The organism is Enterobacter cloacae complex sp. ECC445 (assembly GCF_021892025.1).
In the GTDB taxonomy this organism is placed as follows: Bacteria; Pseudomonadota; Gammaproteobacteria; order Enterobacterales; family Enterobacteriaceae; genus Enterobacter; species Enterobacter chengduensis.
Window position 1 is genome coordinate 1 of sequence record NZ_JAKLRZ010000021.1, and the last position, 23,214, is coordinate 23,214.

Below are 23,214 nucleotides of genomic sequence, written 5' to 3' on the forward strand. Positions count from 1 at the left end.
ATGAAAGGAAAACGATGTATCTGGGGAGGACGAAGTGCGGTGCGTGCAGCGCTGTACATGGCGGCAATGTCAGCGGTGCGTTATAACCCAACCATACAGGCTTTTTTTGAGAAACTGAGAAGCAAGGGAAAAGCCTTTAAAGTGGCGATGACAGCCTGCGTCAGAAAGCTGGTAACAATCCTGAATGCGATGGTGCGGGACAATAAAAAATGGGCGGCAGCTTAGTCGTCAGCTGTTGACTTTAAACACAGCTGCTCACCCCGGCCCTCTCCCACGGGGAGAGGGAGAAAACATTAAAAACGGCAACCCTCGGGTTGCCGTTTTGCTTTGACCTAACTATGTTTGTTCTTCAACTCAAACCGCGGTGACACCAGACCGTACAGCGTCCAGCCCATAAAGGTCACCATCGCGCCGTAGAGCATCGCTTCCTCGCCGGACGAGTAGAGCGCGTAGAAGCTGTAGATTGCCCCAACCAGCGCCACGATATTCGCCACTCTCGCTTTGCCCGGATCCACCTTCGCGACCTTCTGAATAATCACCAGCGCGGCCATCGACAGAATGTACGGAATGATGTTCGTCACCACCGCCAGGTTGACCAGCACGTTGAACTGGCTGTTCAGCGACGGGCTGATGGTCATCAGCGACAATCCGCTCTGGAAAATCACGATCGCCAGCATGCCCTGCACCGGCGCATCCGCTTTGGTCACGCGGGAGAAGATTTTCGGGAAGTAGCCTTCGTCAGCCGAGGATTTAAACACATGCGCGATGGTGAACTGCCAGCCGAGAAGCGAACCGCAGCAGGACATCACCATCAGACCCATGATCACTTTCCCCACTTCCGGGGTGAACATCTGGGCGAAGGCCAGCCCGAACGGCGCCGTGGAGTTAGCCAGATCCATATTCGGCACGATGCCCGCAATCACGTTCGTCGAGACGATATAGATCGCCGCCGCGCCGAGCGTCCCGCCGAGGACCGCAATCGGCACGTTCTTCTCAGGGTTTTCTACCACTTCCGCGTTCGCGCAGGCCGATTCCAGACCCAGGAAGGCCCAGAGCGTCATGGCAATAGAAGAGCCGACCGCGGTAAAGAACGGCACATGGTGCGGGTTCCAGGAGTTGGCGTACAGGGTCGGGCTGAACCAGAACCAGCCGATGATGCACAGGCCGACAACCGGAATAATCACGCCCCAGACGGTGATGCTGCTGAGCTGTCCGGTGATACGCGCGCCGCCAAAGTTAGCCACGGTGCAGATCCACAGCACCCCGATGGTTGCCAGCCCAATCTGAACCGGGCTGAGCGTCGCGCCAAACAGCTCCGTCCCGTAGCCCACGGCGGAGATGGCAATCGCCACGTTGGCGATCAGCAGCGACACGCCGTAGGTATAGTTGGCCATAAAGTTGCCCGACTTGCCAAAGGCGTATTCGGCATAGCCACCCATCCCGCCGGACTTGCGGCTGAACATGCCGCACTTGGCAAACGCCCACGCCAGCGCCATTGACCCCACAGCCGTCACCAGCCAGGAGATAATCGAAATGGTGCCCACTTCGGCCAGCTTGGTGGGCAGCATGATGATCCCGGACCCCATCATGTTGACCATGGTGAGGATGGTCAGCTGCACCACGCCCATCTTGTTGGACTTACTCATACTGTCTCTCCTTTCAGCAGCGCGGGCCGAGCGGCGGGTTGTTTAATGACGTTGCAGCGAACCTGTTTGCGCCCCTCACACTCTTCGACGTACACGCCCTGCAGCTCTGGCGCAAAGCCCGGCAGCAGGTTGATGCCTTCTTCCAGCGCGGTAAAGTAGCGCAGCACGGAGCCGCCCCAGACTTCGCCCGGGACCACGCACAGCACCCCCGGCGGATAAGGCAGGGCGCCTTCGGCGGCAATGCGGCCTTCCGCGTCGCGCAGGGAGACGAGCTCAACCTCACCGCGCAGGTAGGCGTAGTTCGCGTCCTGCGGGTTCATCATCACGCGCGGGAAGTGAGACTTGCGGAACATCTCTTTCTGCAGCTGCTTCACGTTGTGGCGGGCGTACAGGTCATGCATCTCCTGGCAGATCTGGCGCAGGGTATAGTCCGCGTAACGGTCCGGATGCTGTTTGTAGAGAGAGGGCAGGACCTCTTTCAGCGGTGCGTCGCTCTCAAGCAGTTTTTCGAAGCGCACCAGCTGCGCCACCAGCTGCTGCAGTTTGCCCATATCTTCGGCAGGGGTGAGCAGGAACAGGATCGAGTTGAGATCGCATTTTTCCGGCACGATGCCGTTTTCACGCAGGAAGTTGGCGAGGATGGTGGCGGGCACGCCGAAGTCGTCATACTCCCCGGTGCGAGCGTTAATGCCCGGCGTGGTCAGCAGGAGCTTGCACGGGTCGATAAAGTACTGATGCTCGGCGTAGCCTTCGAAAGCGTGCCAGTTTTCACCCGGCACGAAGTGGAAGAAGCGCAGATCGGTCGCAATTTCCGCCGTGTCCCAGCTTTCCCACGGACGGCCATCTACCGTTTCCGGCACGAAGGGGCGCAGATACCGGCAGTTCTCCAGGATAAGCTTGCGCGCTTCGATACCGTTAACCACGCAGTCCATCCACATGTTGCGGCCGCTCTGGCCTTCGTGCATGCGGGCGTTGATGTCCAGCGCGGCGAACAGCGGATAAAACGGGCTGGTGGAGGCGTGCATCATAAAGGCGTTGTTCAGCCGCTTGTGCGGGACATAGCGCGGCTGCCCTTTGATGTGGCTGTCTTTCTTATGGATTTGCGAGGTCTGCGAGAAGCCGGCCTGCTGTTTGTGAACGGACTGGGTCACCAGGATCCCCGGGTCGTTTTCGTTCAGCTCCAGCAGCAGCGGCGAGCAGTCGGCCATCATCGGAATAAACTGCTCGTAACCCACCCAGGCGGAGTCGAACAGGATGTAATCGCACAGATGCCCAATCTTATCCACCACCTGACGGGCGTTATAGATGGTGCCATCGTAGGTGCCCAGCTGGATCACCGCCAGGCGGAACGGGCGCGCGTCGCGTGCACGACCAGGCGCCACCTCTGCCACCCGCTCGCGCAGATAATTTTCTTCAAAGCAGTGGGCATCAATGCCGCCAATAAAGCCGTACGGGTTGCGCGCGGTTTCCAGATAGACCGGCGTTGCGCCTGCCTGGAGGAGGGCACCGTGATGGTTAGATTTGTGGTTGTTACGGTCGAACAGCACCAGGTCGCCCGGTGTGAGCAGGGCGTTTAATACCACTTTGTTGGACGACGAGGTGCCGTTCAGCACGAAGTAGGTCTTATCGGCGTTAAAAACCTTAGCCGCATGCTGCTGCGCAATGCACGGCGCGCCCTCGTGGATCAGCAGATCCCCCATCGCCACGTCGGCGTTGCACAGATCGGAGCGGAAAAGCGTCTCCCCAAAGAAATCGACAAACTGATTGCCGGCAGGATGACGGCGGAAGAACTGGCCGCCCTGATGCCCCGGGCAGTCAAACGCGCTGTTGCCCTGTTTAACGTAGTCGACCAGGGCGCGGAAAAACGGCGGGCGCAGCTGGGTTTCATACTTCTGGGCTGCCGCTTCCAGCTGGCGTCCATAAAAGTCGCTGCCGGTGTCTGAATACTCAAATACGCCATGAATGCGCGATAAATAGTCTGCCGGGATGAACTCTTCTTTATGCGTCGCGACAAAAACAGGAATGCCAAAACCGGTGGCTTCTATTTCGTCCAGGATACCGCTGGTAATATCCGTGACCGCCAGAACAATGGCGGCAACATCGATATAATCTGAAGCGCGGACATCGACCAGTTCACGCTGGGTTGTGAAGCAGTCCGGACACGCGCGGCTGGCTGCGATTTTTAAATTTTTCATCTTTCTCTCTTTATTTTAGGTAATAAGCGTCCCTCGATTTCTTACGAGAAAGAAATCGATAATTTTCCGGAAAAAAAGCAAAGGGTGGCCGCTGATTAAAATCAGTGAATTGCTTTTTTGATGATTGAAATTCAGTCCGCCCGGTGCGGATAAGTCTGAATCAAAGTGAATGAGCGCACGAGCTCACAGGCAATGGCCTGTAAAATAAGGTGTTTCTGGATAACCTGTAAGCGAGTGCGCCAGAAGTCGAAGGACTACCGGGCATTAAAGAGATGAAAGTCAAAGCAGTTACGGTGGGCAAACATCATGATATGCGTTGTCCGCCTTATATGGGGCATTAAGCGATTGTTGTTTTCCATGTTTCATTTTCCTTTCAGTAATTGAAAGCACGGTCATTTTATCCAGGAAAACGCGATTAACTGTGAAGGAGATCACCGTTAATCGATCATTCCAGAAATAATTAGTCGTTTTTGATGAATAACGCAGATCAAAATGCTGATTTGTTGAGATTGGGTTAACAGGATGTGTTGCCAATGTTTTATGTGGGCATAAATAACCCGAAAAATAACGAGAGAGATATTTATGAGATATTCCCCGGGATAATTTGGTGTTATTTAAAAATAAATTGAATAGTTATTCAAAGCATAAACCGATAACCGATACCGGTTTCAGTTAATAAATGGCGAGGGCGCGCGGGGTCGATTTCGAGCTTCTGGCGGAGATGCCCCATATATATGCGTAAATAATGACTATGTTCCACTGCGTTTGGCCCCCACACCTGACTTAACAGCTGGCGTTGGGTGAGAACCTTGCCGTGGTTATTGAGCAGCACGGCGAGCAGGCGAAACTCGATTGGCGTGAGATGAATCTCCTCATCGCCGCGCACAATGCGTCGCGCGGCCAGGTCAACCCGGATATCCCCAAACGTGTAGGTTGGGTCGGCTGGCGTGGTGGCGCTGTGGCGACGCAGCGCCACGCGAAGGCGAGCCTGCAATTCGCCGATACCAAAAGGCTTGATCAGATAATCATCCGCACCGGCATCCAGCGCGGCGATTTTATCCGTCTCTTCCGTACGGGCGGAGAGCACCAGAATTGGCATCTGGCTCCACTGACGAACCTCCCGAATAAAATCGATGCCGTCCCCGTCAGGCAGACCCAGATCGAGGATCACCAGGTCCGGCTTGCGGGTGGCGGCTTCAATTAAACCCCGTTGAAGCGTACCCGCATCGTGGACGCGCAGACCGTCCCCTTCCAGCGCAGCGCGCAGAAAGCGGCTAATGGCAATCTCATCTTCAACAATCAGAACGTTGATCACAAATCCTCTGGTAATTCATTAAGTTCTGGCGGGGTTTCCAGAGGAAGTGTAACACAAAAACGCGCCCCGCCTTCCGGACGATTCTCTGCGGAAATGGTGCCTCCGTGAACGTCAACGATCGCCTGGCAAATGGCCAGCCCGAGGCCCACGCCCGGAATGGCGGACTCCTTATTGCCGCGCGCGAATTTTTCGAAAATAGCCAGTTCCTGTCCGGCAGGAATGCCCGGGCCGGTATCCCAGACGTCAAGATGAAGCGTGCTATCGTCCACCGTCGCATCCACGCCAATTTGGGCACGGGCGCCCGCATATTTGCCGGCATTTTCCAGCAGGTTGATCAGTACCCGTTCAAAAAGGGGACCATCGACGTGAATTAACGTCAGGGGCTCGGGCATGTTCAGGGCGATATGTCGCCCACCGAGGCCAGGCTCCAGCATTTTCAGGGCGCTGCCTACCACCTCTTCCAGCGTGAGCCACTCTTTTTTGAGGTTAAAACCGCCCGACTGGATACGCGCCATATCGAGCAGGTTATTTACCAGACGGGTGGTATTCAGCACGTGCTGGCGGATCTCGCTGGCCTGAAGGGCGTGTTTAGAGCCTTCCGCCGCCAGGTCCAGCGTCAGGATTTCTGACTGACCAAACAGGACGGTGAGCGGGGTTCGCAGGTCGTGCGACAGCGCCGCCAGCAGCGAGTTACGGATGCTTTCACGTTCGCTTGCCAGCCGGGCCTGTTCTTCGCTGGCGGTGAGGGCCAGCCGCTCCAGCGCGCTGGCAACCAGCAGCGTAAAGGTCTCCAGCAGCCGCTGCTGTTCGGGGATCATCAGCTGGCGCAGGTTGGAAGGCTCAACAATCACCAGCCCCTGATTTTTATCGGCGCTGCGCAGCGGCAGAATTTGATAGGGCACGCCGGGCAGGGTGTCGGTCCCTGCGCCCGCCGGTAGCCCTTTATCAAAGCTCCAGCGCGCGATGGCTTCGTCCCAGGGCGTCATGCCCGAGGCTGAGGTCAGCGGGCGCAGCTTGCCGTGTTCGTCCGGGAGTAAAATCAGGTTGCTGGCATGAAACGTTGAGCGAATAAACTGCTCGCTGGTCTGCACAATATCCAGCGGCGTGCGGCCCACCGCCAGCGATTTTGACATCTCATAGAGATGGCGCGTGCGCTGTTCGCGATAGCGGGCGATGCGGGCCTGATAGCGTACGCCCGCTGTCAGGTTCCCGATCACCAGGCCGACGGTAAGCATCACCGCAAAGGTGAGAATGTACTGCACGTCCGAGACGGCGAGCGTCCCGCGGGGGGCAATAAAGAAGAGATCGAAGCTGATGACGTTAATCACCGTCGCCAGCACCGACGGCCAGCGCCCGTAAAAGAGCGCCACCACCACCACGCCCAGGAGGTAGATCATCACCAGGTTGGCGGCATCAAAGGCAATTAGCCACTGGCTGGCAATCACGGTTATCAGGGCGCAGAGCACGACGGCGACAAGACAGCCGCGAAGCTGAATGCGCCACCTGTCACCAAAAGTACGGCTGTCCGGGGCGCGGCTGGGAAGGGGCGTGGGTTTATCATCCAGCGCCACGATCACCAGGTCCAGATCCGGCGCGCGGCGGGCCAGCTTGTCGGCAAAGGATTCGCGGCTAAACCAGCGGCGATGCTGGCGGCGGCCAATCACGATTTTCCCCAGATTGTGCTCGCGGGCGTAGCGCAGAATGGCTTTATCTTCCTGCGGATCGGAAAGGGTGGCGGTTTCGGCACCCAGCTCCTGCGCCAGGCGCAGCGAACTCAGGATCGCACGACGCTGGTTTTCGGGCAGGGCGTGGAGCTGCGGCGTTTCGACATACACCGCATGCCAGACGCTGCCAAATTTTGCCGCCAGGCGCGCGGCGGTGCGAACAAGCTTTTCGTTGCCGCTGCCGTGACCCACGCACAGCAGGATGGCATCTCGCGTATGCCAGACGCGTTCCTGGCCCTGCAGGTCACGCCAGGCGCGCATCTGATCGTCAACGCGATCGGCAGTACGGCGCAGGGCCAGTTCGCGCAGGGCAATCAGGTTGCCTTTGCGGAAAAAATGTTCGATGGCGCGTTCGGCCTGGCCTGCGATGTAGACTTTGCCTTCGTGCAGGCGCTGGCGTAAATCATCCGGGGGCAGGTCGACCAGCACCACCTCGTCTGCGGAATCAAAGAAGGGATCGGGCACCGTCTCGCGCACCTGAATGCCGGTCACGCCGCTCACCACGTCGTTCAGGCTCTCAAGATGCTGAACGTTCACCGTGGTGAACACATCAATACCGGCTTCGAGTAACTCTTCAACATCCTGCCAGCGCTTGGGATGGCGCGACCCTGGCGCATTGCTGTGCGCCAGCTCGTCCATCAGGATAAGCGCGGGACGGCGGGCGAGGGCGGCATCGAGATCGAATTCAGTGACTAACCGACCGCGATGGCTGATGCGGCGGGGCGGCTGGGTCGCCAGCCCCTTCAGCAGCGATGCCGTCTCTTTGCGGCCGTGGGTTTCAACCACGCCAATCAGAATATCGAGCCCCTGCGCCCGAAGCCGCTGGGCTTCCGTCAGCATGGCGAAGGTTTTCCCGACGCCCGCGCAGGCGCCGAAGAAAATTTTCAGTTTGCCGCGATGGGCTTCAGCCGTTTGTTCAAGCAGCCTGTCCGGATCCGGGCGCATGGGCTCGTCGGTCATTTAGTTTTTCCTTAGCGCGTCCAGCGCCAGATTCAGCTCAACAATATTTACCACGGGCATGCCGATGAAGCTGACCAGCGGCTTTTGCGTGTGCTCTGCCACAAGCCTGCTCACCTGCTCGACGGTCAGCTGACGGGCGGCAGCGACGCGCGGGATCTGCCAGGCCACGGCTGCAGGCGTCAGGCTGTAGTCCAGCCCGCTGGCCGAGGCGGTCACCAGCTCTACGGGAACCTCACGGCTGGCCTGCGGATTGGCGGCGCGCAGGGCCGCTACGCGCTCGGCGACGGCTTTATCCAGCTCAGGGTTGCTGCCCGCCAGGTTGCTGCCGCCGGATGCCATCGGATTATACGGGCTTTCGGCAGTGGCGGAAGGGCGTCCCTGGAAGTAGCGGGCATCCGTAAAGTTCTGACCAATCAGGCGAGAGCCGCGGTTTTCACCGTTTTGCAGTATCAGCGAGCCGTTGGCCCGATCCTTAAACCACCACTGGCCCAGGGCGGTGGTGACCAGCGGGTACAGCCCGCCGGTAATGAGGGACAGCAGAATAAACAGAAGTATAGCGGGACGTAACATCGTCATTTGAATCACCTTTTAAACCAGGCCAAACAGCGTCAGCAGCAGGTCGATAACCTTGATACCGATGAACGGCACCACCAGCCCGCCCAGACCGTAAATCCACAGGTTACGGCGCAGCATGGCGGCGGCGGTGAGCGGTTTATAGCTCACGCCCTTCAGCGCCAGCGGGATCAGGAAGACAATAATCAGGGCGTTAAAAATCACCGCGCTGAGAATGGCCGAGGCCGGGGAGTGCAGGTGCATCACGTTCAGCGCATTCAACTGCGGATAGGTCGCAGCAAACGCGGCCGGGATAATGGCGAAATACTTCGCCACGTCGTTGGCGATGCTGAACGTGGTCAGCGAGCCGCGCGTCATCAGCATCTGCTTGCCGATGTGCACTACCTCAATCAGCTTGGTTGGGTTCGAGTCGAGGTCGACCATGTTGCCCGCCTCTTTTGCCGCCTGGGTACCGGAGTTCATCGCCACCGCCACGTCGGCCTGTGCAAGGGCAGGGGCATCGTTGGTCCCGTCACCGGTCATCGCCACCAGGCGGCCTTCCGCCTGATACTGACGAATCAATGCCAGCTTCGCTTCCGGCGTGGCTTCGGAAAGAAAATCATCCACGCCCGCCTCGGCGGCAATCGCGGCGGCGGTCAGACGGTTATCCCCGGTGATCATCACCGTTTTGATCCCCATCTTACGCAGCTGGGCAAAGCGCTCCTTAATGCCGCCTTTGACGATGTCCTTCAGGGCAATCACCCCGAGGACGCGCGCGCCTTCGGCCACCACCAGCGGCGTCGCCCCCTGACGGGCCACGCTTTCGACCAGGCTGTCCACTTCCGCTGGGAAGTGGCCGTTGTTGGCCTCAATGTGGCGGCGGATCGCGTCAACCGAGCCTTTGCGGATCATGCGATCCTGAATGTTAATGCCGCTCATGCGGGTTTGCGCCGTGAAGGGCACGAACGTAGCGTGCAGGCTCTGAACGTCGCGCTGGCGCAGGTTAAAGCGCTGCTTGGCGAGGATCACGATACTGCGGCCTTCCGGGGTTTCATCGGCAAGGGATGAGAGCTGGGCGGCATCCGCCAGCGTTTTTTCATCCACGCCCGGGGCGGGTAAGAAATCCGACGCCTGGCGGTTACCGAGGGTAATGGTGCCGGTTTTATCCAGCAGCAACACATCCACGTCACCGGCGGCTTCTACGGCACGCCCGCTGGTGGCGATGACGTTGGCGCCGAGCATGCGGCTCATGCCGGCCACGCCGATGGCCGACAGCAGGCCGCCGATGGTGGTGGGGATCAGACAAACCAGCAGCGCCACCAGCACCGTGACGGTGACCGCGGTGCCGCCATAGGCGGAGAACGGCCACAGGGTCGCGGTTGCCAGCAGGAAGACAATGGTCAGGGCCACCAGCAGGATGGTCAGGGCAATCTCGTTCGGCGTTTTACGACGCTGCGCGCCTTCCACCATGGCGATCATCCGGTCGAGGAAGGTTTCCCCAGGGTTAACGCTGCACTGGATCACCAGCCAGTCGGAGAGAATGCGCGTCCCGCCGGTCACGGAGGCAAAATCGCCGCCGGACTCACGAATGACCGGCGCGGATTCCCCGGTAATAGCGCTCTCATCCACCGAGGCGCCCCCTTCAATGACTTCGCCATCGCACGGGATGATGTCCCCGGCTTCCACCAGCACCACGTCGCCTTTGCGCAGTTCATCCGCCGGAACGTGGTCCATCTGCGCACCGTATTTCGGTTCACGTAGCTTGCGCGCGAAGGCGGTCTTTTTTACCCCTTTCAGGCTGTTGGCCTGGGCTTTACTCCGGCCTTCCGCCAGCGCTTCCGCAAAGTTGGCGAACAGCACGGTAAACCACAGCCACAGGCTGATGGCGCCGGTAAACATCGCATTCCCCGGCATGTGGCCCGTTCCCATGGCAATCGCCAGGGCGGTGGTCAGGACGCTTCCCGCCCAGACAATAAACATCACCGGGTTGTGCCACTGCACGCGCGGGCTCAGCTTTTTCACCGCATCCATGAGCGCCTGGCGAACTAATGACGGTTCGAACAGGGCCAGTTGTTTACGACTCATGACAATTTCTCCGCAAAATCAGCGTAAAGAGAGGTATTCCGCGACCGGGCCTAACGCGAGGGCGGGGATAAAGGTCAGGGCGCCGACCAGCAATACGGTGCCGGTCAGCAGGCCGATAAACAGCGCGCCGTGGGTCGGCAATGTCCCTGTGGTGGTCGGCTGAATTTTCTTATTCACCAGCGATCCGGCGATCGCCATCACCGGCACAATGATCCCGAAGCGACCCACAAACATGCAGAACGCCAGCAGGCAGTTCCAGAACGGAGAGTTGGCGCTTAAGCCTGCAAAGGCGCTGCCGTTGTTGTTGGCGGCAGAAGAGACGGCGTACAGCACTTCACTAAAGCCGTGAATGCCGGGGTTGAAGATGCCGCTGCGTCCGGCTTCGGTCATCAGCGCCAGCGCGGTGCCGATCAGCACGAGAGCCGGGGTGACCAGAATCGCCAGCGCGGTTAACTTCATCTCGCGAACGTCGATTTTTTTACCCAGATATTCCGGGGTGCGGCCAATCATCAGACCGGCAATAAACACCGCCAGCAGCACGAACAGCAGCATGCCGTACAGACCCGAGCCCACGCCGCCAAACACCACCTCGCCAATCTGCATCAGCCACATCGGGATCATGCCGCCCAGCGCCGTAAAGGAATCATGCATGGCGTTGACCGCCCCGCACGACGCCGCCGTGGTCACTACCGCATACAGGCTGCTGGCGAGAATGCCAAAGCGGCTCTCTTTGCCTTCCATGTTGATATTGCTGTTAGCCCCAAGCTGCATGAAATGGCTGTTGCCGTTCCACTCGGCCCACATCACCAGCGCAACGCAGACCACAAAGATAAGCGACATGGTCCAGAGCAGGGTGCGCCCCTGACGGCGATCGTTCACCACGTCACCAAAGGCAAAGCAGAGCGCGGCGGGGATCAGGAAGATCGCCAGCATCTGCACAAAATTGGTCAGGGCGGTTGGGTTTTCAAACGGGTGCGACGAGTTGGCGTTGAAGAAGCCGCCGCCGTTGGTGCCGAGCATCTTGATGGCTTCCTGCGACGCCACTGGCCCCATCGGCAGGAGCTGTTTCGCCCCTTCCAGCGAGGTATAAGGCGCATAAGGCAGCAGGTTTTGCAGGCTGCCCTGCTGGATAAAGAACAGCGCAATCAGCAGCGCAATCGGCAGCAGGATCCACAGCGTAATGCGCGTCAGGTCCACCCACGCGTTACCCAGCGTGCTCACGTTCTGGCGCGCAAATGCACGCGTCAGCGCGAAGATCACCGCAATACCGCTCGCGGCAGAGAGGAAGTTCTGCACGGTTAAACCGACCATCTGGCTGAAGTAGCTCAGCGTGGTTTCACCGGAATAGGACTGCCAGTTGGTGTTGGTGACAAAGCTGACCGCCGTGTTCAGCGCCAGATGCCAGGACAGGTCCGGTAACTGTTGCGGATTCAGCGGCAGGATACCCTGCAGCATCAGCATGGCAAAAAGCGCAATGAGTCCAACGATATTCAGCAGCAGAATGGCAATCAGATAGTCGCGCCAGTTCATCTCCCGATCGTCGATGCCCAGGACGCGCCAGATCCCTTTTTCAACGCTTCCCGTGCCGGGCAGGGGAACGTTATTGATTAGCCGCGCCAGCCCCGAGCCCAGCGGTCTTGCCAGGACAAACAACACCACTAAGAAACTGGCAATAAGCAAAAACGCCTGAGCAGCCATCAGAATGCCTCCGCATTAATCAGGGCATAAACCAGATAACCCAATAACAGGAACACCAGCACGATGCCGGCAATAAGACCTGCACTCACAATCCACCTCCGGGTGACTTTCGTTGTTGTGTTAACGGTAGGATTTATGGCGCAAAGATTTCGCAAAAATGGGAAGGGCGGGTGTAAAAAAAGTATAAAAATGGCAAAGCCCACAATTTAACTATTGATAAGTAAATTGTTAACTTTTTTGTAACTTAGTTACGGGGTAAATGTAAATTTTCCCTAAACGGATGAAAATAGGTGGTCGGATGAGTAGTAAAATTACAAACAAAGCGATATTATTTTAGCCAGGTCACAGATTTTGAATTTTCCGGATGACGTTTCCGGCCAACTATAGGGGAGAAAAATATGGATCTTTATAAAGAGTTTCCGGCTCATATCGTGTTCATGCGCCGCGCTTTCGCCGTAGTGGCTGGCGTGCTGGCTCTGCCGGTGATGCTGTTCTGGAAAGATCGCGCCCGTTTTTACAGCTATCTGCACCGCGTCTGGGCGAAAACCAGCGAGAAGCCGGTGTGGATGGATCAGGCCGAGAAAGCGACCTGCGATTTTTACTAAAAGAAAGACTACACGCAGCAATAAAAAAACCGCCAACAGCAATGTGGCGGTTTTTTTGTCCCTCGGGATTCGCGGTCCGTTGGGTAGTCTTCAGGCTCTCGTCAGAGGCTTATAAGAATATCTCGGGTCCTTAAGTAATCAAACTGCAACTCCCTAAATATATTCTTAAAAACCTTTTCGGTGGATTACGTTTTACGCCACGGCCAACTACTATGCAGCGTCCCTTTCCGCCATCTCGCACATGGGCACCGGTCTCGGGAAAGGCGTGACCACAGCCGTAAGTCAGGCTCTCGTCAGAGCTTGTGTCCACCGACTTATCACCGGTGGTGAACGGTGGAGCGGTTAGCAGCAGGGACCGCATAATGAAACGCTATTTTTGCATCGCGTTCATTGTCGCCAGCGTACTCGTTGTCAAAAGTGATGAACCGATGGGGTTTGTTGCATTTAACACGATAGCGCAGGACAAGTAGCGTTAAGGCCGCCCTGGGCGGCCTTTTTTATTTCATCCCGTCTACACTTCATGGCAAAGTAGTTCAATGCATGCTTTTTCCTTTGACGGCATGCCCTTACGGACATAATGGATAACTGCCTGGAGTTTTATGCCCACCCATCTGGTTTGGTTTCGCGCGGACCTGCGCGTACATGACAACATCGCACTCGCGGCGGCCTGCCGCGCCAAAGACGCTAACGTACTGGCTCTGTTTGTGGCTACGCCCGGGCAGTGGCGACAGCATGACATGGCGCCCCGCCAGGCGGCCCTGCTGCGTGCGTATCTGACCGATCTGCAGCACTCGCTTGCCGGAAAGGGGATACCGCTTCTCTATAAAGAGGTGAGTGATTTTTCCGCACAGCTGCAGACGGTGCAGGAGATCTGCAAGCAGCACAACGTCACGCGTCTGTTTTACAACTATCAGTACGAATTCAACGAGCAGCAGCGCGACCGTCAGCTGGATAAGCTGCTGCAGGGTGTGGTTTGTGAAGGATTTGATGACAGCGTGATGCTGGCGCCGGGCAGCGTCATGACCGGCAGTCAGGAAATGTACAAAGTGTTTACGCCGTTTAAAAATGCGTTTGTTAAACGCCTGAAAGAGGCGCTGCCCGAGTGCGTGGCCGCGCCCGCCGCTCGCGGCGATGCCATCACCGATCTCCCTGAATTAACGTTTAACTATCCCCAACAGGCGTTCGATGAACTTCTGTTCCCTGCCGATGAGAAATCCGCTATTGCGAAGCTGCGCCAGTTTTGCAAGCAGGGCGCGGGAGAGTACGACGCGCGCAGGGATTTTCCGGGGATTGAAGGCACAAGCCGCTTATCCGCGAGCCTGGCGCTGGGCGCAATCTCCCCGCGTCAGTGTTTACACCGCCTGCTGGCCGAGCAGCCGCAGGCGCTGGAGGGGGGCACCGGTTCTGTCTGGCTGAATGAGCTTATCTGGCGCGAGTTCTACCGCCATCTGATGACGTTTCATCCCGATCTCTGCAAGCATCGTCCGTTCATTCCCTGGACCGATAACGTCAAATGGCAGCACGACGAGGCCCTTTTACAGGCCTGGCAAAAAGGGGAAACGGGTTATCCGATTGTGGATGCCGCGATGCGTCAGCTCAATGAGACGGGGTGGATGCACAACCGTCTGCGAATGATTACCGCCAGCTTCCTGGTGAAAGATCTGCTTATCGACTGGCGTGTCGGGGAGCGCTATTTTATCTCTCAGCTGATCGATGGCGATCTTGCCGCGAATAACGGCGGCTGGCAGTGGGCAGCCTCAACGGGCACCGATGCGGCACCTTATTTCCGGATTTTTAATCCGACCACGCAGGGGCAAAAATTTGATGCGGACGGCGACTTCATTCGCCGCTGGCTGCCCGCGCTCAGGAATGTTCCGGCAAAAGCGATCCATGATCCCTGGGCGTGGGCGGATAAACAGGGCGTAAAGCTGGATTATCCTCGTCCGATTGTTGACCATAAGCAGGCGCGCGTCGCCACGCTGGCGGCGTACGAAGCCGCCCGAAAAGTGTGAGAGAGTAAAGATGAAAAACAGTGAACTGGAACGCCTGATCAACGAAAAACTGAATATCAGCGCCTTTAGCGACTACGGTCCGAATGGCCTGCAGGTGGAAGGCCGTGAGGCGGTGCAAAAAATCGTCACCGGCGTGACGGCAAGTCAGGCATTGCTGGATGAAGCGGTGCGCCAGGAGGCCGATGCGGTGATTGTCCATCACGGCTATTTCTGGAAAAACGAATCGCCGATTATTCGCGGCATGAAGCGCAACCGCCTGAAAACGCTGCTGGCAAATGACATTAACCTGTACGGTTACCACCTGCCGCTGGATGCGCACCCGGAACTCGGTAACAACGTCCAGCTGGCGCAGCTTCTGGGGATTACCGTGATGGGCGAAATCGAGCCGCTGGTGCCGTGGGGCGAGCTGGCGATGCCGGTGCCGGGGCTGGAACTCGCCTCGTGGATTGAAGCGCGCCTGGGGCGTCGCCCGCTGTGGAGCGGCGATACCGGCCCGGATACGGTGAAGCGTGTCGCCTGGTGTACCGGCGGCGGCCAGGGCTTTATCGACAGCGCCGCGCGTTTCGGCGTCGATGCTTTTATCACTGGCGAAGTGTCCGAGCAGACCATTCATTCGGCGCGTGAACAGGGGCTGCATTTTTACGCGGCCGGCCATCATGCCACCGAGCGCGGCGGCATTCGCGCCCTCAGCGAATGGCTGACGGAAAATACCGATCTCGACGTGACCTTTATTGATATCCCTAACCCGGCCTGATGAGAGGTGCCTGAGTGCAGCGAGCGCGTTGTTATCTTCTGGGGGAAACGGCAGTGGTTCTGGAGCTTGAACCGCCGGTAACCCTTGCCACGCAAAAGCGTATCTGGCGGCTCACCCAGCGTCTGGTCGAACTGCCCGAGGTGGTTGAAGCCATTCCGGGGATGAATAACATCACGGTGGTGCTGCGTAGCCCGCATACCGTGGCGCTGGACGCTATCGAACGTTTGCAGCGCTGGTGGGAAGAGAGCGAGGCGCTGGAGCCGGAATCGCGCACCATCGAACTCCCGGTCGTTTACGGCGGGACGGGGGGGCCGGATCTTGGCGTGGTGGCAGACCACTGCGGATTAACGGAAAAGCAGGTTGTTGAATTGCACAGTTCGGTTGATTACGTGGTCTGGTTCCTGGGTTTCCAGCCCGGATTCCCGTATCTGGGGGGATTATCACCCCAGCTGCATACGCCGCGTCGCGCTGAACCGCGGCTGAGCGTACCGGCGGGCACGGTGGCGATTGGCGGCGAGCAGACCGGCGTCTATCCGCTGACGTCGCCTGGCGGCTGGCAGCTGATTGGGCATACCGCTACGCCGTTATTTGAACCCGGGCTGGAGTCGCCAATACTCCTGCGTCCGGGCGATACCCTGCGCTTTATCCCGCAGAAGGAGGGGGTATGTTAACGCTTATTCGCGCCGGGCTTTATACCTCCGTACAGGATGCCGGGCGCTTTGGCATGCGCCAGTCTGGCGTGAGCTATTGCGGCGCGCTGGACAGGCCCGCGCTGGAGATTGCTAACGTGCTGGTGGGTAACCCCGGCAATACGGCCGCGCTCGAAATTACGCTCGGCCAGTGCGTCATTGAGTTTGGTCAGGAAACCTGGTTTGCCTTAACCGGCGCAGGCTGTGATGCCACGCTGGATGGCAAAGCCGTCTGGACCGGCTGGCGGCTGCGGGCGAAAGCCGGACAGCGTCTGACCTTAAAGCGCCCTTTGCACGGCGTGCGTAGCTATCTCGCGGTGGCGGGCGGCATTGACGTGCCGGAGGTGCTGGGCTCATCCAGTACCGATCAGAAAGCCGGGATCGGCGGTCACGAAGGACGCCTGTTGCGCGACGGCGATCGCCTGGCGATTAAGCCTTCATCGCGCCACTTCTCGACGGCTCAGGGGGTGAAACAGCTTCTCTGGGGAAACCAGATCCGCGCCTTACCGGGGCCGGAATACCATGAGTTCGACGAGGCTTCGAAAGAGTCCTTCTGGCGCTCGCCGTGGAAGCTCAGCTCACAGAGTAACCGCATGGGCTACCGCCTGCAGGGGCAGCCGCTGACCCGCACGACGGACCGGGAGCTGCTCTCCCACGGCCTGCTGCCGGGCGTCATTCAGGTGCCGGGCAACGGGCAGCCCATCGTGCTGATGAACGATGCGCAAACTACCGGTGGTTATCCGCGAATTGCCTGCATTATTGAAGCCGATCGTTACCATCTGGCGCAAATTCCCCTCGGCCAGCCGATTCACTTCGTGCAGTGTTCGCTGGAGGAGGCGCTGAAGGCGCGGCAGGATCAGCAGCGTTATCTGGAGCAGCTGGCGTGGAGGCTTGATGGTAAAGATTGATTTAAACGCCGATCTGGGCGAGGGCGGCAGCGCCGACGCAGAGCTGATGACGCTGGTCACCTCGGTCAACATCGCCTGCGGCTTTCACGCGGGCGATGCGCAAACCATGCTGGAGAGCGTGCGTCATGCCATCAAAAATGGCGTCGCGATAGGCGCGCATCCGAGCTTCCCCGACCGGGAAAACTTTGGCCGCACGGCGATGGACCTGCCGCCTGAGACGGTCTACGCTCAGGTGCTTTACCAGATCGGCGCGCTGGAAGCGATGGTGCGCGCTGAGAGCGGTGTGCTGCGCCACGTGAAGCCGCACGGGATGCTTTACAACCAGGCGGCAAAAGATCCCGCGCTGGCGGAGGCGATTGCCCGCGCGGTGAGGGACTGTAATCCGCAGCTGATTCTGGTAGGCCTTGCGGGCAGCGAGCTGATTCGCGCCGGGCAGCGGCTGGGGCTGACGACGCGTCAGGAAGTGTTTGCCGACCGGGGATACCGGCCGGACGGCAGCCTGGTGCCGCGCGCTCAGGCCGGGGCGCTGATTACCGATGAAGATAAAGCGCTGGTGCAAACGCTGGAGATGGTGCGCACCGGGCGGGTGACCGCGGTGGACGGAACCTCAGCGAACGTTCAGGCCGATACGGTGTGTTTACACGGCGACGGCGAGCATGCGCTTCAGTTCGCGCGCCGCTTGCGGGCCGCGTTCTCTGAAGAGGGTATCCTCGTTAGCGCAGAATAATCATGAAAGGACAATAACATGCCAGAAGGTCCGGAGATCCGCCGCGCGGCGGATAGCCTGGAGGCGGCGATAAAGGGCAAACCGTTGACGCGTGTCTGGTTTGCTTTTCCTCAGCTAAAACCGTTTGAATCACAGCTGGTGGGGCAGACGGTGACCCACATTGAAACGCGCGGCAAGGCGTTGCTCACGCACTTTTCCCATAACCTCACGTTATATAGCCATAACCAGCTTTACGGCGTCTGGCGCGTGGTGGAGGCGGATGAACAGCCGCAAACCACCCGCGTGCTGCGCGTCAGGCTGCAAACGGCGGATAAGGCCATCCTGCTCTATAGCGCCTCTGATATCGAAATGTTAACGCCTGAGCAGCTGCTCACTCACCCGTTCTTACAGCGGGTCGGGCCGGACGTGCTGGACATGCGCCTGACGGCGGGCGATGTTAAAGCACGCTTATTATCGCCTAAATTCCGCAACCGACAGTTTTCCGGCCTGTTTCTTGACCAGGCCTTTCTGGCCGGGCTCGGCAACTACCTGCGGGTGGAAATCCTCTGGGAAGTCGGGCTGGCGCCGCAGCATAAAGCCTCGCAGCTCAGCGATGAACGGCTGGAAGCGCTGTCCCATGCGCTGCTGGACGTTCCGCGTTTATCCTACACGACGCGCGGCGTGGTGGATGAGAACAGGCATCACGGGGCGCTGTTCCGGTTCAAGGTGTTTCATCGGGCGGGGAAAAAGTGCGAGCGGTGCGGCGGGATTATCGACAGGATGATGCTCTCTTCGAGACCTTTTTACTGGTGCCCGCACTGCCAGAAATAAAAGTAAAACGGTAACCCAAGGGTTACCGTTTTTAAGGTTTTCACCCTCTCCCTGTGGGAGAGGGCCGGGGTGAGGGCATCAGGCCGCGCCCAACCTCTTTTAACGCTTCAGGTCAGACTTAAAATCGCGCTGCTCGTAGCCGGTGTACAGCTGGCGAGGACGGGCGATTTTCATGCCTTCGCTGTGCATTTCGTTCCAGTGCGCAATCCAGCCTACGGTACGGGCCATCGCGAAGATTACGGTGAACATGGAGGACGGAATACCCATCGCTTTCAGGATGATACCGGAGTAGAAGTCGACGTTCGGGTAGAGCTTCTTCTCGATGAAGTACGGGTCGTTCAGCGCGATGTGTTCCAGCTCCATCGCCACTTCCAGCAGGTCATCTTTGGTACCCAGCTCTTTCAGCACTTCGTGGCAGGTCTCACGCATCACGGTGGCGCGCGGGTCGTAGTTTTTATAAACACGGTGACCGAAGCCCATCAGGCGGAAGGAGTCATTCTTGTCTTTCGCGCGGCGCACGAACTCAGGAATGTGCTCAACGGTGCTGATCTCTTCCAGCATCTTCAGTGCCGCTTCGTTCGCGCCGCCGTGCGCCGGTCCCCACAGGGAGGCGATGCCCGCAGCGATACAGGCGAACGGGTTCGCGCCTGAAGAGCCCGCGGTGCGCACGGTGGAGGTCGATGCGTTCTGCTCGTGGTCAGCGTGGAGGATCAGAATACGGTCCATCGCGCGTTCCAGCACCGGGTTCACTTCGTACTCTTCGCACGGCGTGGAGAACATCATGCGCAGGAAGTTACCCGCGTAGGAGAGGTCGTTGCGCGGATACACAAACGGCTGGCCGATAGAGTATTTGTAGCACATCGCCGCCATGGTCGGCATTTTGGACAGCAGGCGGAACGCCGCGATGTCACGGTGACGCGGGTTATTCACGTCAAGGGAGTCGTGGTAGAACGCCGCCAGCGCGCCGGTAATCCCGCACATCACCGCCATTGGGTGAGAGTCACGACGGAACGCATGGAACAGACGGGTAATCTGCTCATGGATCATGGTGTGACGGGTCACGGTGGTTTTGAATTCATCGTACTGTGCCTGCGTCGGTTTTTCGCCGTTCAGCAGGATGTAGCACACTTCCAGATAGTTGGATTCGGTGGCTAACTGATCGATGGGGAAGCCGCGATGGAGCAGGATACCTTCGTCACCGTCAATGTAGGTGATTTTGGATTCGCAAGATGCGGTAGAGGTGAATCCAGGGTCAAAGGTAAACATACCTTTAGAACCCAGCGTACGGATATCAATAACATCCTGACCGAGCGTGCCTTTTAGCACATCCAGTTCAATAGCATCACCACCGTTGAGGGTGAGTTTTGCCTTTGTATCAGCCATTTACGGTCTCCTTAGCGCCTTATGCTTAAGACTGCGCTTTACCGGATTTGCTTTCAGCTGTTAATCACCGTTACCAGATTGTTATTTGGCTTACCGCTCAGCTCACGAGGACAAACCAGGGTACAGAGCTATGGCGCCTTGCAGGTAAACGAATGAAATATCAGTGAAACAACAGCAAATCAGCGTTTTTGCAGTCCGAATTATTCAAACCTGTATATCACTAATAACTGTCCTGATAACTTCGGTCAATACCATCACACTGTTACATAACTATTTGTCAGGTGAAAGAGAGACCTCATAACTTTTGCGCATTATATGCCTTTTCTGATGACGTTTGTAACAATATTGTTTAACATTTGTCAAATCAGATGATTAAAAATTAAAAAGATGTTGTTATCGTGACCCCGATCACTGTTCCAGAGAAAACCCGACAAACTGTATGTAGGTTAATTGTAATGATTTTGTGAACGGCCTATACTGCCGCCAGGTCTCCGGAACACCCTGCAATCCCGAGCCACCCAGCGTTGTAACGTGTCGTTTTAGCATCTGGAAGCACTGTTTTGCATGACGCGCAGTTATAGAAAAGGAACGCTGCTTGACCCGCATCGCAGTCCGGAGGAAGGAAACAATAAGAACAGCATGTGGGCGTTATTCATGATAAGAAATGTGAAAAAACAAAGACCTGTCAATCTGGATCTCAAAACGATCCGGTTCCCCGTAACAGCAATAGCGTCCATTCTGCACCGCGTTTCTGGTGTGATTACGTTTGTGGCGGTCGGCATTTTGCTGTGGTTACTGGGTACCAGCCTCTCTTCCCCTGAAGGATTCCTCCAGGCCTCCGCCATCATGAACAGCTTCTTCGTGAAATTCATCATGTGGGGCATTCTGACCGCGCTGGCGTATCACGTCGTTGTCGGCGTTCGCCATATGCTGATGGACTTTGGCTACCTGGAAGAGACTTTCGAAGCCGGGAAACGCTCCGCTAACATTTCCTTTGTGATTACAGTCGTGCTTTCACTTCTCGCAGGAGTTCTCGTATGGTAAGCAACGCCTCCGCATTAGGACGCAACGGCGTACATGACTTCATTCTTGTCCGTGCTACCGCTATCGTTCTCACCCTTTACATCATCTATATGATCGGTTTCTTCGCGACCAGCGGCACGCTGACGTGGGAAATCTGGAGTGGGTTCTTCGGATCCGCCTTCACCAAAGTGTTCACCCTGCTGGCGCTGTTCTCCATCCTTATTCATGCCTGGATTGGTATGTGGCAGGTGTTGACCGATTACGTTAAACCGCTGGCGATTCGCCTCCCGCTGCAGCTGGCCATTGTCGTTGCACTGGTGGTTTACGTTATTTATGGATTCGTTGTGGTGTGGGGTGTGTAATGAAACTGCCAGTCAGAGAATTTGATGCTGTTGTAATCGGTGCCGGTGGCGCAGGTATGCGTGCCGCACTGCAAATTTCCCAGAGCGGCCAGACCTGTGCGCTGCTCTCTAAAGTGTTCCCAACCCGTTCCCACACCGTATCCGCGCAGGGCGGTATCACCGTTGCGCTGGGTAACTCCCATGAAGATAACTGGGAATGGCACATGTACGACACGGTGAAAGGTTCCGACTACATCGGCGACCAGGATGCCATCGAATATATGTGTAAGACCGGCCCGGAAGCGATTCTGGAGCTGGACCATATGGGCCTGCCGTTCTCCCGTCTGGAAAACGGCACCATCTACCAGCGTCCGTTTGGCGGCCAGTCGAAAAACTTCGGCGGCGAGCAGGCGGCACGTACCGCGGCGGCGGCTGACCGTACCGGCCACGCGCTGCTGCACACTCTGTATCAGCAGAACCTGAAAAACCACACCACCATCTTCTCCGAGTGGTACGCGCTGGATCTGGTGAAAAACGCCGACGGCGCAATTGTTGGCTGTACCGCGCTGTGCATCGAAACCGGTGAAGTGGTTTACTTCAAAGCCCGCGCGACCGTGCTGGCGACCGGCGGCGCAGGCCGTATTTACCAGTCCACCACCAACGCCCACATCAACACCGGTGACGGTGTCGGTATGGCTATCCGCGCGGGCGTGCCGGTGCAGGATATGGAAATGTGGCAGTTCCACCCAACCGGTATCGCCGGAGCGGGCGTTCTGGTAACGGAAGGCTGCCGCGGTGAAGGCGGTTACCTGCTGAACAAACACGGCGAACGCTTCATGGAGCGTTATGCCCCGAATGCGAAAGACCTGGCGGGTCGTGACGTGGTGGCGCGTTCCATCATGATCGAAATCCGCGAAGGCCGCGGCTGTGACGGCCCGTGGGGTCCACACGCGAAGCTGAAGCTCGACCATCTGGGTAAAGAAGTGCTGGAATCCCGTCTGCCGGGCATTCTGGAGCTGTCCCGCACCTTCGCACACGTCGACCCGGTGAAAGAGCCGATTCCGGTTATCCCAACCTGCCACTACATGATGGGCGGTATTCCGACCAAAGTGACCGGTCAGGCGTTGACCGTGAACGAGCAGGGCGAAGACGTGGTTATTCCTGGTCTGTTCGCGGTAGGCGAAATTGCCTGCGTATCCGTACACGGCGCAAACCGTCTGGGCGGCAACTCCCTGCTGGACCTGGTGGTGTTTGGTCGCGCGGTGGGTCTGCATCTGCAGGAGTCTATTGCCGAGCAGGGCGCGCTGCGTGATGCAACCGACGACGAAATTGATGCCTCTCTTGAGCGCCTCAACCGCTGGAACGGTAACCGTAACGGCGAAGATCCGGTGGAGATCCGTAAAGCGTTGCAGGAATGCATGCAGCACAACTTCTCGGTATTCCGTGAAGGCGATGCGATGGCCAAAGGCCTTGAGCAGCTGAAAGCTATCCGCGAGCGTCTCAAAAATGCCCGTCTGGACGATACCTCCAGCGAGTTCAACACCCAGCGCGTTGAGTGCCTGGAGCTGGATAACCTGATGGAAACCGCGTTCGCGACCGCGATGTCGGCAAACTTCCGTACCGAAAGCCGTGGCGCGCATAGCCGCTTCGACTTCCCGGATCGTGATGACGAAAACTGGCTGTGCCATTCCCTGTACCTGCCAGAGTCGGAAACCATGACGCGTCGTAGCGTCAACATGGAACCGAAACTGCGTCCGGCGTTCCCGCCGAAGATTCGTACTTACTAA

The 23,214-nt window shown here is 57.8% G+C and carries 21 protein-coding genes; 11 read left to right on the forward strand and 10 right to left on the reverse strand.

Going from position 1 to position 23,214, the window contains the following annotated elements; all coding sequences use genetic code 11:
- Positions 1-225: transposase (locus L6R44_RS16045; RefSeq protein WP_237424760.1), on the forward strand; the 225-nt coding region annotated here is incomplete at its 5' end.
- Positions 226-332: 107 nt separating this feature from the next.
- On the opposite strand, the gene potE is transcribed toward L6R44_RS16045, so the two are convergent.
- The 9 genes from potE to kdpF form a co-directional block, all read right to left on the reverse strand.
- Positions 333-1,646: a putrescine-ornithine antiporter gene (gene potE / locus L6R44_RS16050; RefSeq protein WP_237424761.1), complete on the reverse strand. Its 1,314-nt coding sequence runs from the start codon at positions 1,644-1,646 to the stop codon at positions 333-335.
- A complete protein-coding gene (gene speF, locus L6R44_RS16055; RefSeq protein ID WP_237424762.1) occupies positions 1,643-3,841 on the reverse strand; it encodes an ornithine decarboxylase SpeF in 2,199 nt (732 codons plus the stop codon). Before speF ends, potE begins: the two co-directional genes overlap by 4 nt.
- A 254-nt stretch (positions 3,842-4,095) precedes the next feature.
- The gene (gene speFL / locus L6R44_RS16060) at positions 4,096-4,200 is read right to left on the reverse strand and encodes a leader peptide SpeFL (RefSeq protein WP_003858645.1); all 105 of its coding nucleotides are present in this window, start codon (positions 4,198-4,200) and stop codon (positions 4,096-4,098) included.
- A 278-nt stretch (positions 4,201-4,478) separates the two neighbouring features.
- Complete coding sequence (gene kdpE / locus L6R44_RS16065) at positions 4,479-5,156, reverse strand: two-component system response regulator KdpE (protein WP_032638892.1); 678 nt, start codon at positions 5,154-5,156, stop codon at positions 4,479-4,481.
- Positions 5,153-7,840 carry a two-component system sensor histidine kinase KdpD gene (kdpD, locus tag L6R44_RS16070; RefSeq protein ID WP_032638894.1) on the reverse strand — a complete coding sequence of 896 codons (2,688 nt, stop codon included), beginning with the start codon at positions 7,838-7,840 and terminating at the stop codon, positions 5,153-5,155. The genes kdpE and kdpD overlap by 4 nt, the downstream gene beginning before the upstream one ends.
- On the reverse strand, positions 7,841-8,416 hold the full coding sequence (gene kdpC / locus L6R44_RS16075) for a potassium-transporting ATPase subunit KdpC (protein ID WP_032638895.1): 576 nt from the start codon (positions 8,414-8,416) through the stop codon (positions 7,841-7,843).
- Positions 8,417-8,428: 12 nt separating this feature from the next.
- Positions 8,429-10,477 carry a potassium-transporting ATPase subunit KdpB gene (kdpB, locus tag L6R44_RS16080; RefSeq protein WP_032638897.1) on the reverse strand — a complete coding sequence of 683 codons (2,049 nt, stop codon included), beginning with the start codon at positions 10,475-10,477 and terminating at the stop codon, positions 8,429-8,431.
- Between the two features lie 18 nt (positions 10,478-10,495).
- Complete coding sequence (gene kdpA, locus L6R44_RS16085; RefSeq protein WP_237424763.1) at positions 10,496-12,175, reverse strand: potassium-transporting ATPase subunit KdpA; 1,680 nt, start codon at positions 12,173-12,175, stop codon at positions 10,496-10,498.
- Positions 12,175-12,264, reverse strand: coding sequence for a K(+)-transporting ATPase subunit F (gene kdpF / locus L6R44_RS16090; RefSeq protein ID WP_014069365.1), 90 nt, complete (start codon positions 12,262-12,264; stop codon positions 12,175-12,177). Before kdpF ends, kdpA begins: the two co-directional genes overlap by 1 nt.
- A gap of 309 nt (positions 12,265-12,573) precedes the next feature.
- Here kdpF and L6R44_RS16095 point away from each other — a divergent pair, with 309 nt between their 5' ends.
- From L6R44_RS16095 to nei, 7 genes are all read left to right on the forward strand, one after another.
- Positions 12,574-12,780 carry a YbfA family protein gene (locus L6R44_RS16095; protein ID WP_008501079.1) on the forward strand — a complete coding sequence of 69 codons (207 nt, stop codon included), beginning with the start codon at positions 12,574-12,576 and terminating at the stop codon, positions 12,778-12,780.
- 599 nt (positions 12,781-13,379) lie between these two features.
- Positions 13,380-14,792 carry a deoxyribodipyrimidine photo-lyase gene (gene phrB, locus L6R44_RS16100; protein ID WP_237424764.1) on the forward strand — a complete coding sequence of 471 codons (1,413 nt, stop codon included), beginning with the start codon at positions 13,380-13,382 and terminating at the stop codon, positions 14,790-14,792.
- A 10-nt stretch (positions 14,793-14,802) separates the two neighbouring features.
- Complete coding sequence (locus L6R44_RS16105; protein ID WP_237424765.1) at positions 14,803-15,546, forward strand: type 2 GTP cyclohydrolase I; 744 nt, start codon at positions 14,803-14,805, stop codon at positions 15,544-15,546.
- Positions 15,547-15,560: 14 nt separating this feature from the next.
- Positions 15,561-16,217 carry a 5-oxoprolinase subunit PxpB gene (gene pxpB / locus L6R44_RS16110; protein WP_032638908.1) on the forward strand — a complete coding sequence of 219 codons (657 nt, stop codon included), beginning with the start codon at positions 15,561-15,563 and terminating at the stop codon, positions 16,215-16,217.
- On the forward strand, positions 16,211-17,143 hold the full coding sequence (gene pxpC / locus L6R44_RS16115; RefSeq protein WP_237424766.1) for a 5-oxoprolinase subunit PxpC: 933 nt from the start codon (positions 16,211-16,213) through the stop codon (positions 17,141-17,143). Before pxpB ends, pxpC begins: the two co-directional genes overlap by 7 nt.
- Positions 17,130-17,870 carry a 5-oxoprolinase subunit PxpA gene (gene pxpA / locus L6R44_RS16120; RefSeq protein WP_237424767.1) on the forward strand — a complete coding sequence of 247 codons (741 nt, stop codon included), beginning with the start codon at positions 17,130-17,132 and terminating at the stop codon, positions 17,868-17,870. Before pxpC ends, pxpA begins: the two co-directional genes overlap by 14 nt.
- A gap of 18 nt (positions 17,871-17,888) precedes the next feature.
- A complete protein-coding gene (gene nei / locus L6R44_RS16125) occupies positions 17,889-18,680 on the forward strand; it encodes an endonuclease VIII (RefSeq protein ID WP_237424768.1) in 792 nt (263 codons plus the stop codon).
- A 99-nt stretch (positions 18,681-18,779) separates the two neighbouring features.
- Here nei and L6R44_RS16130 read toward each other — a convergent pair whose 3' ends face one another.
- Positions 18,780-20,063, reverse strand: a complete 1,284-nt coding sequence (locus tag L6R44_RS16130) for a citrate synthase (RefSeq protein ID WP_020684964.1) — start codon at positions 20,061-20,063, stop codon at positions 18,780-18,782.
- A gap of 639 nt (positions 20,064-20,702) precedes the next feature.
- Here L6R44_RS16130 and sdhC point away from each other — a divergent pair.
- From sdhC to sdhA, 3 genes are read left to right on the forward strand one after another with little or no spacing between them, the layout of a single operon-like run.
- Complete coding sequence (gene sdhC, locus L6R44_RS16135; RefSeq protein ID WP_020684965.1) at positions 20,703-21,107, forward strand: succinate dehydrogenase cytochrome b556 subunit; 405 nt, start codon at positions 20,703-20,705, stop codon at positions 21,105-21,107.
- On the forward strand, positions 21,101-21,448 hold the full coding sequence (gene sdhD / locus L6R44_RS16140; RefSeq protein ID WP_008501088.1) for a succinate dehydrogenase membrane anchor subunit: 348 nt from the start codon (positions 21,101-21,103) through the stop codon (positions 21,446-21,448). The genes sdhC and sdhD overlap by 7 nt, the downstream gene beginning before the upstream one ends.
- Positions 21,448-23,214, forward strand: a complete 1,767-nt coding sequence (gene sdhA / locus L6R44_RS16145; RefSeq protein WP_032638917.1) for a succinate dehydrogenase flavoprotein subunit — start codon at positions 21,448-21,450, stop codon at positions 23,212-23,214. The genes sdhD and sdhA overlap by 1 nt, the downstream gene beginning before the upstream one ends.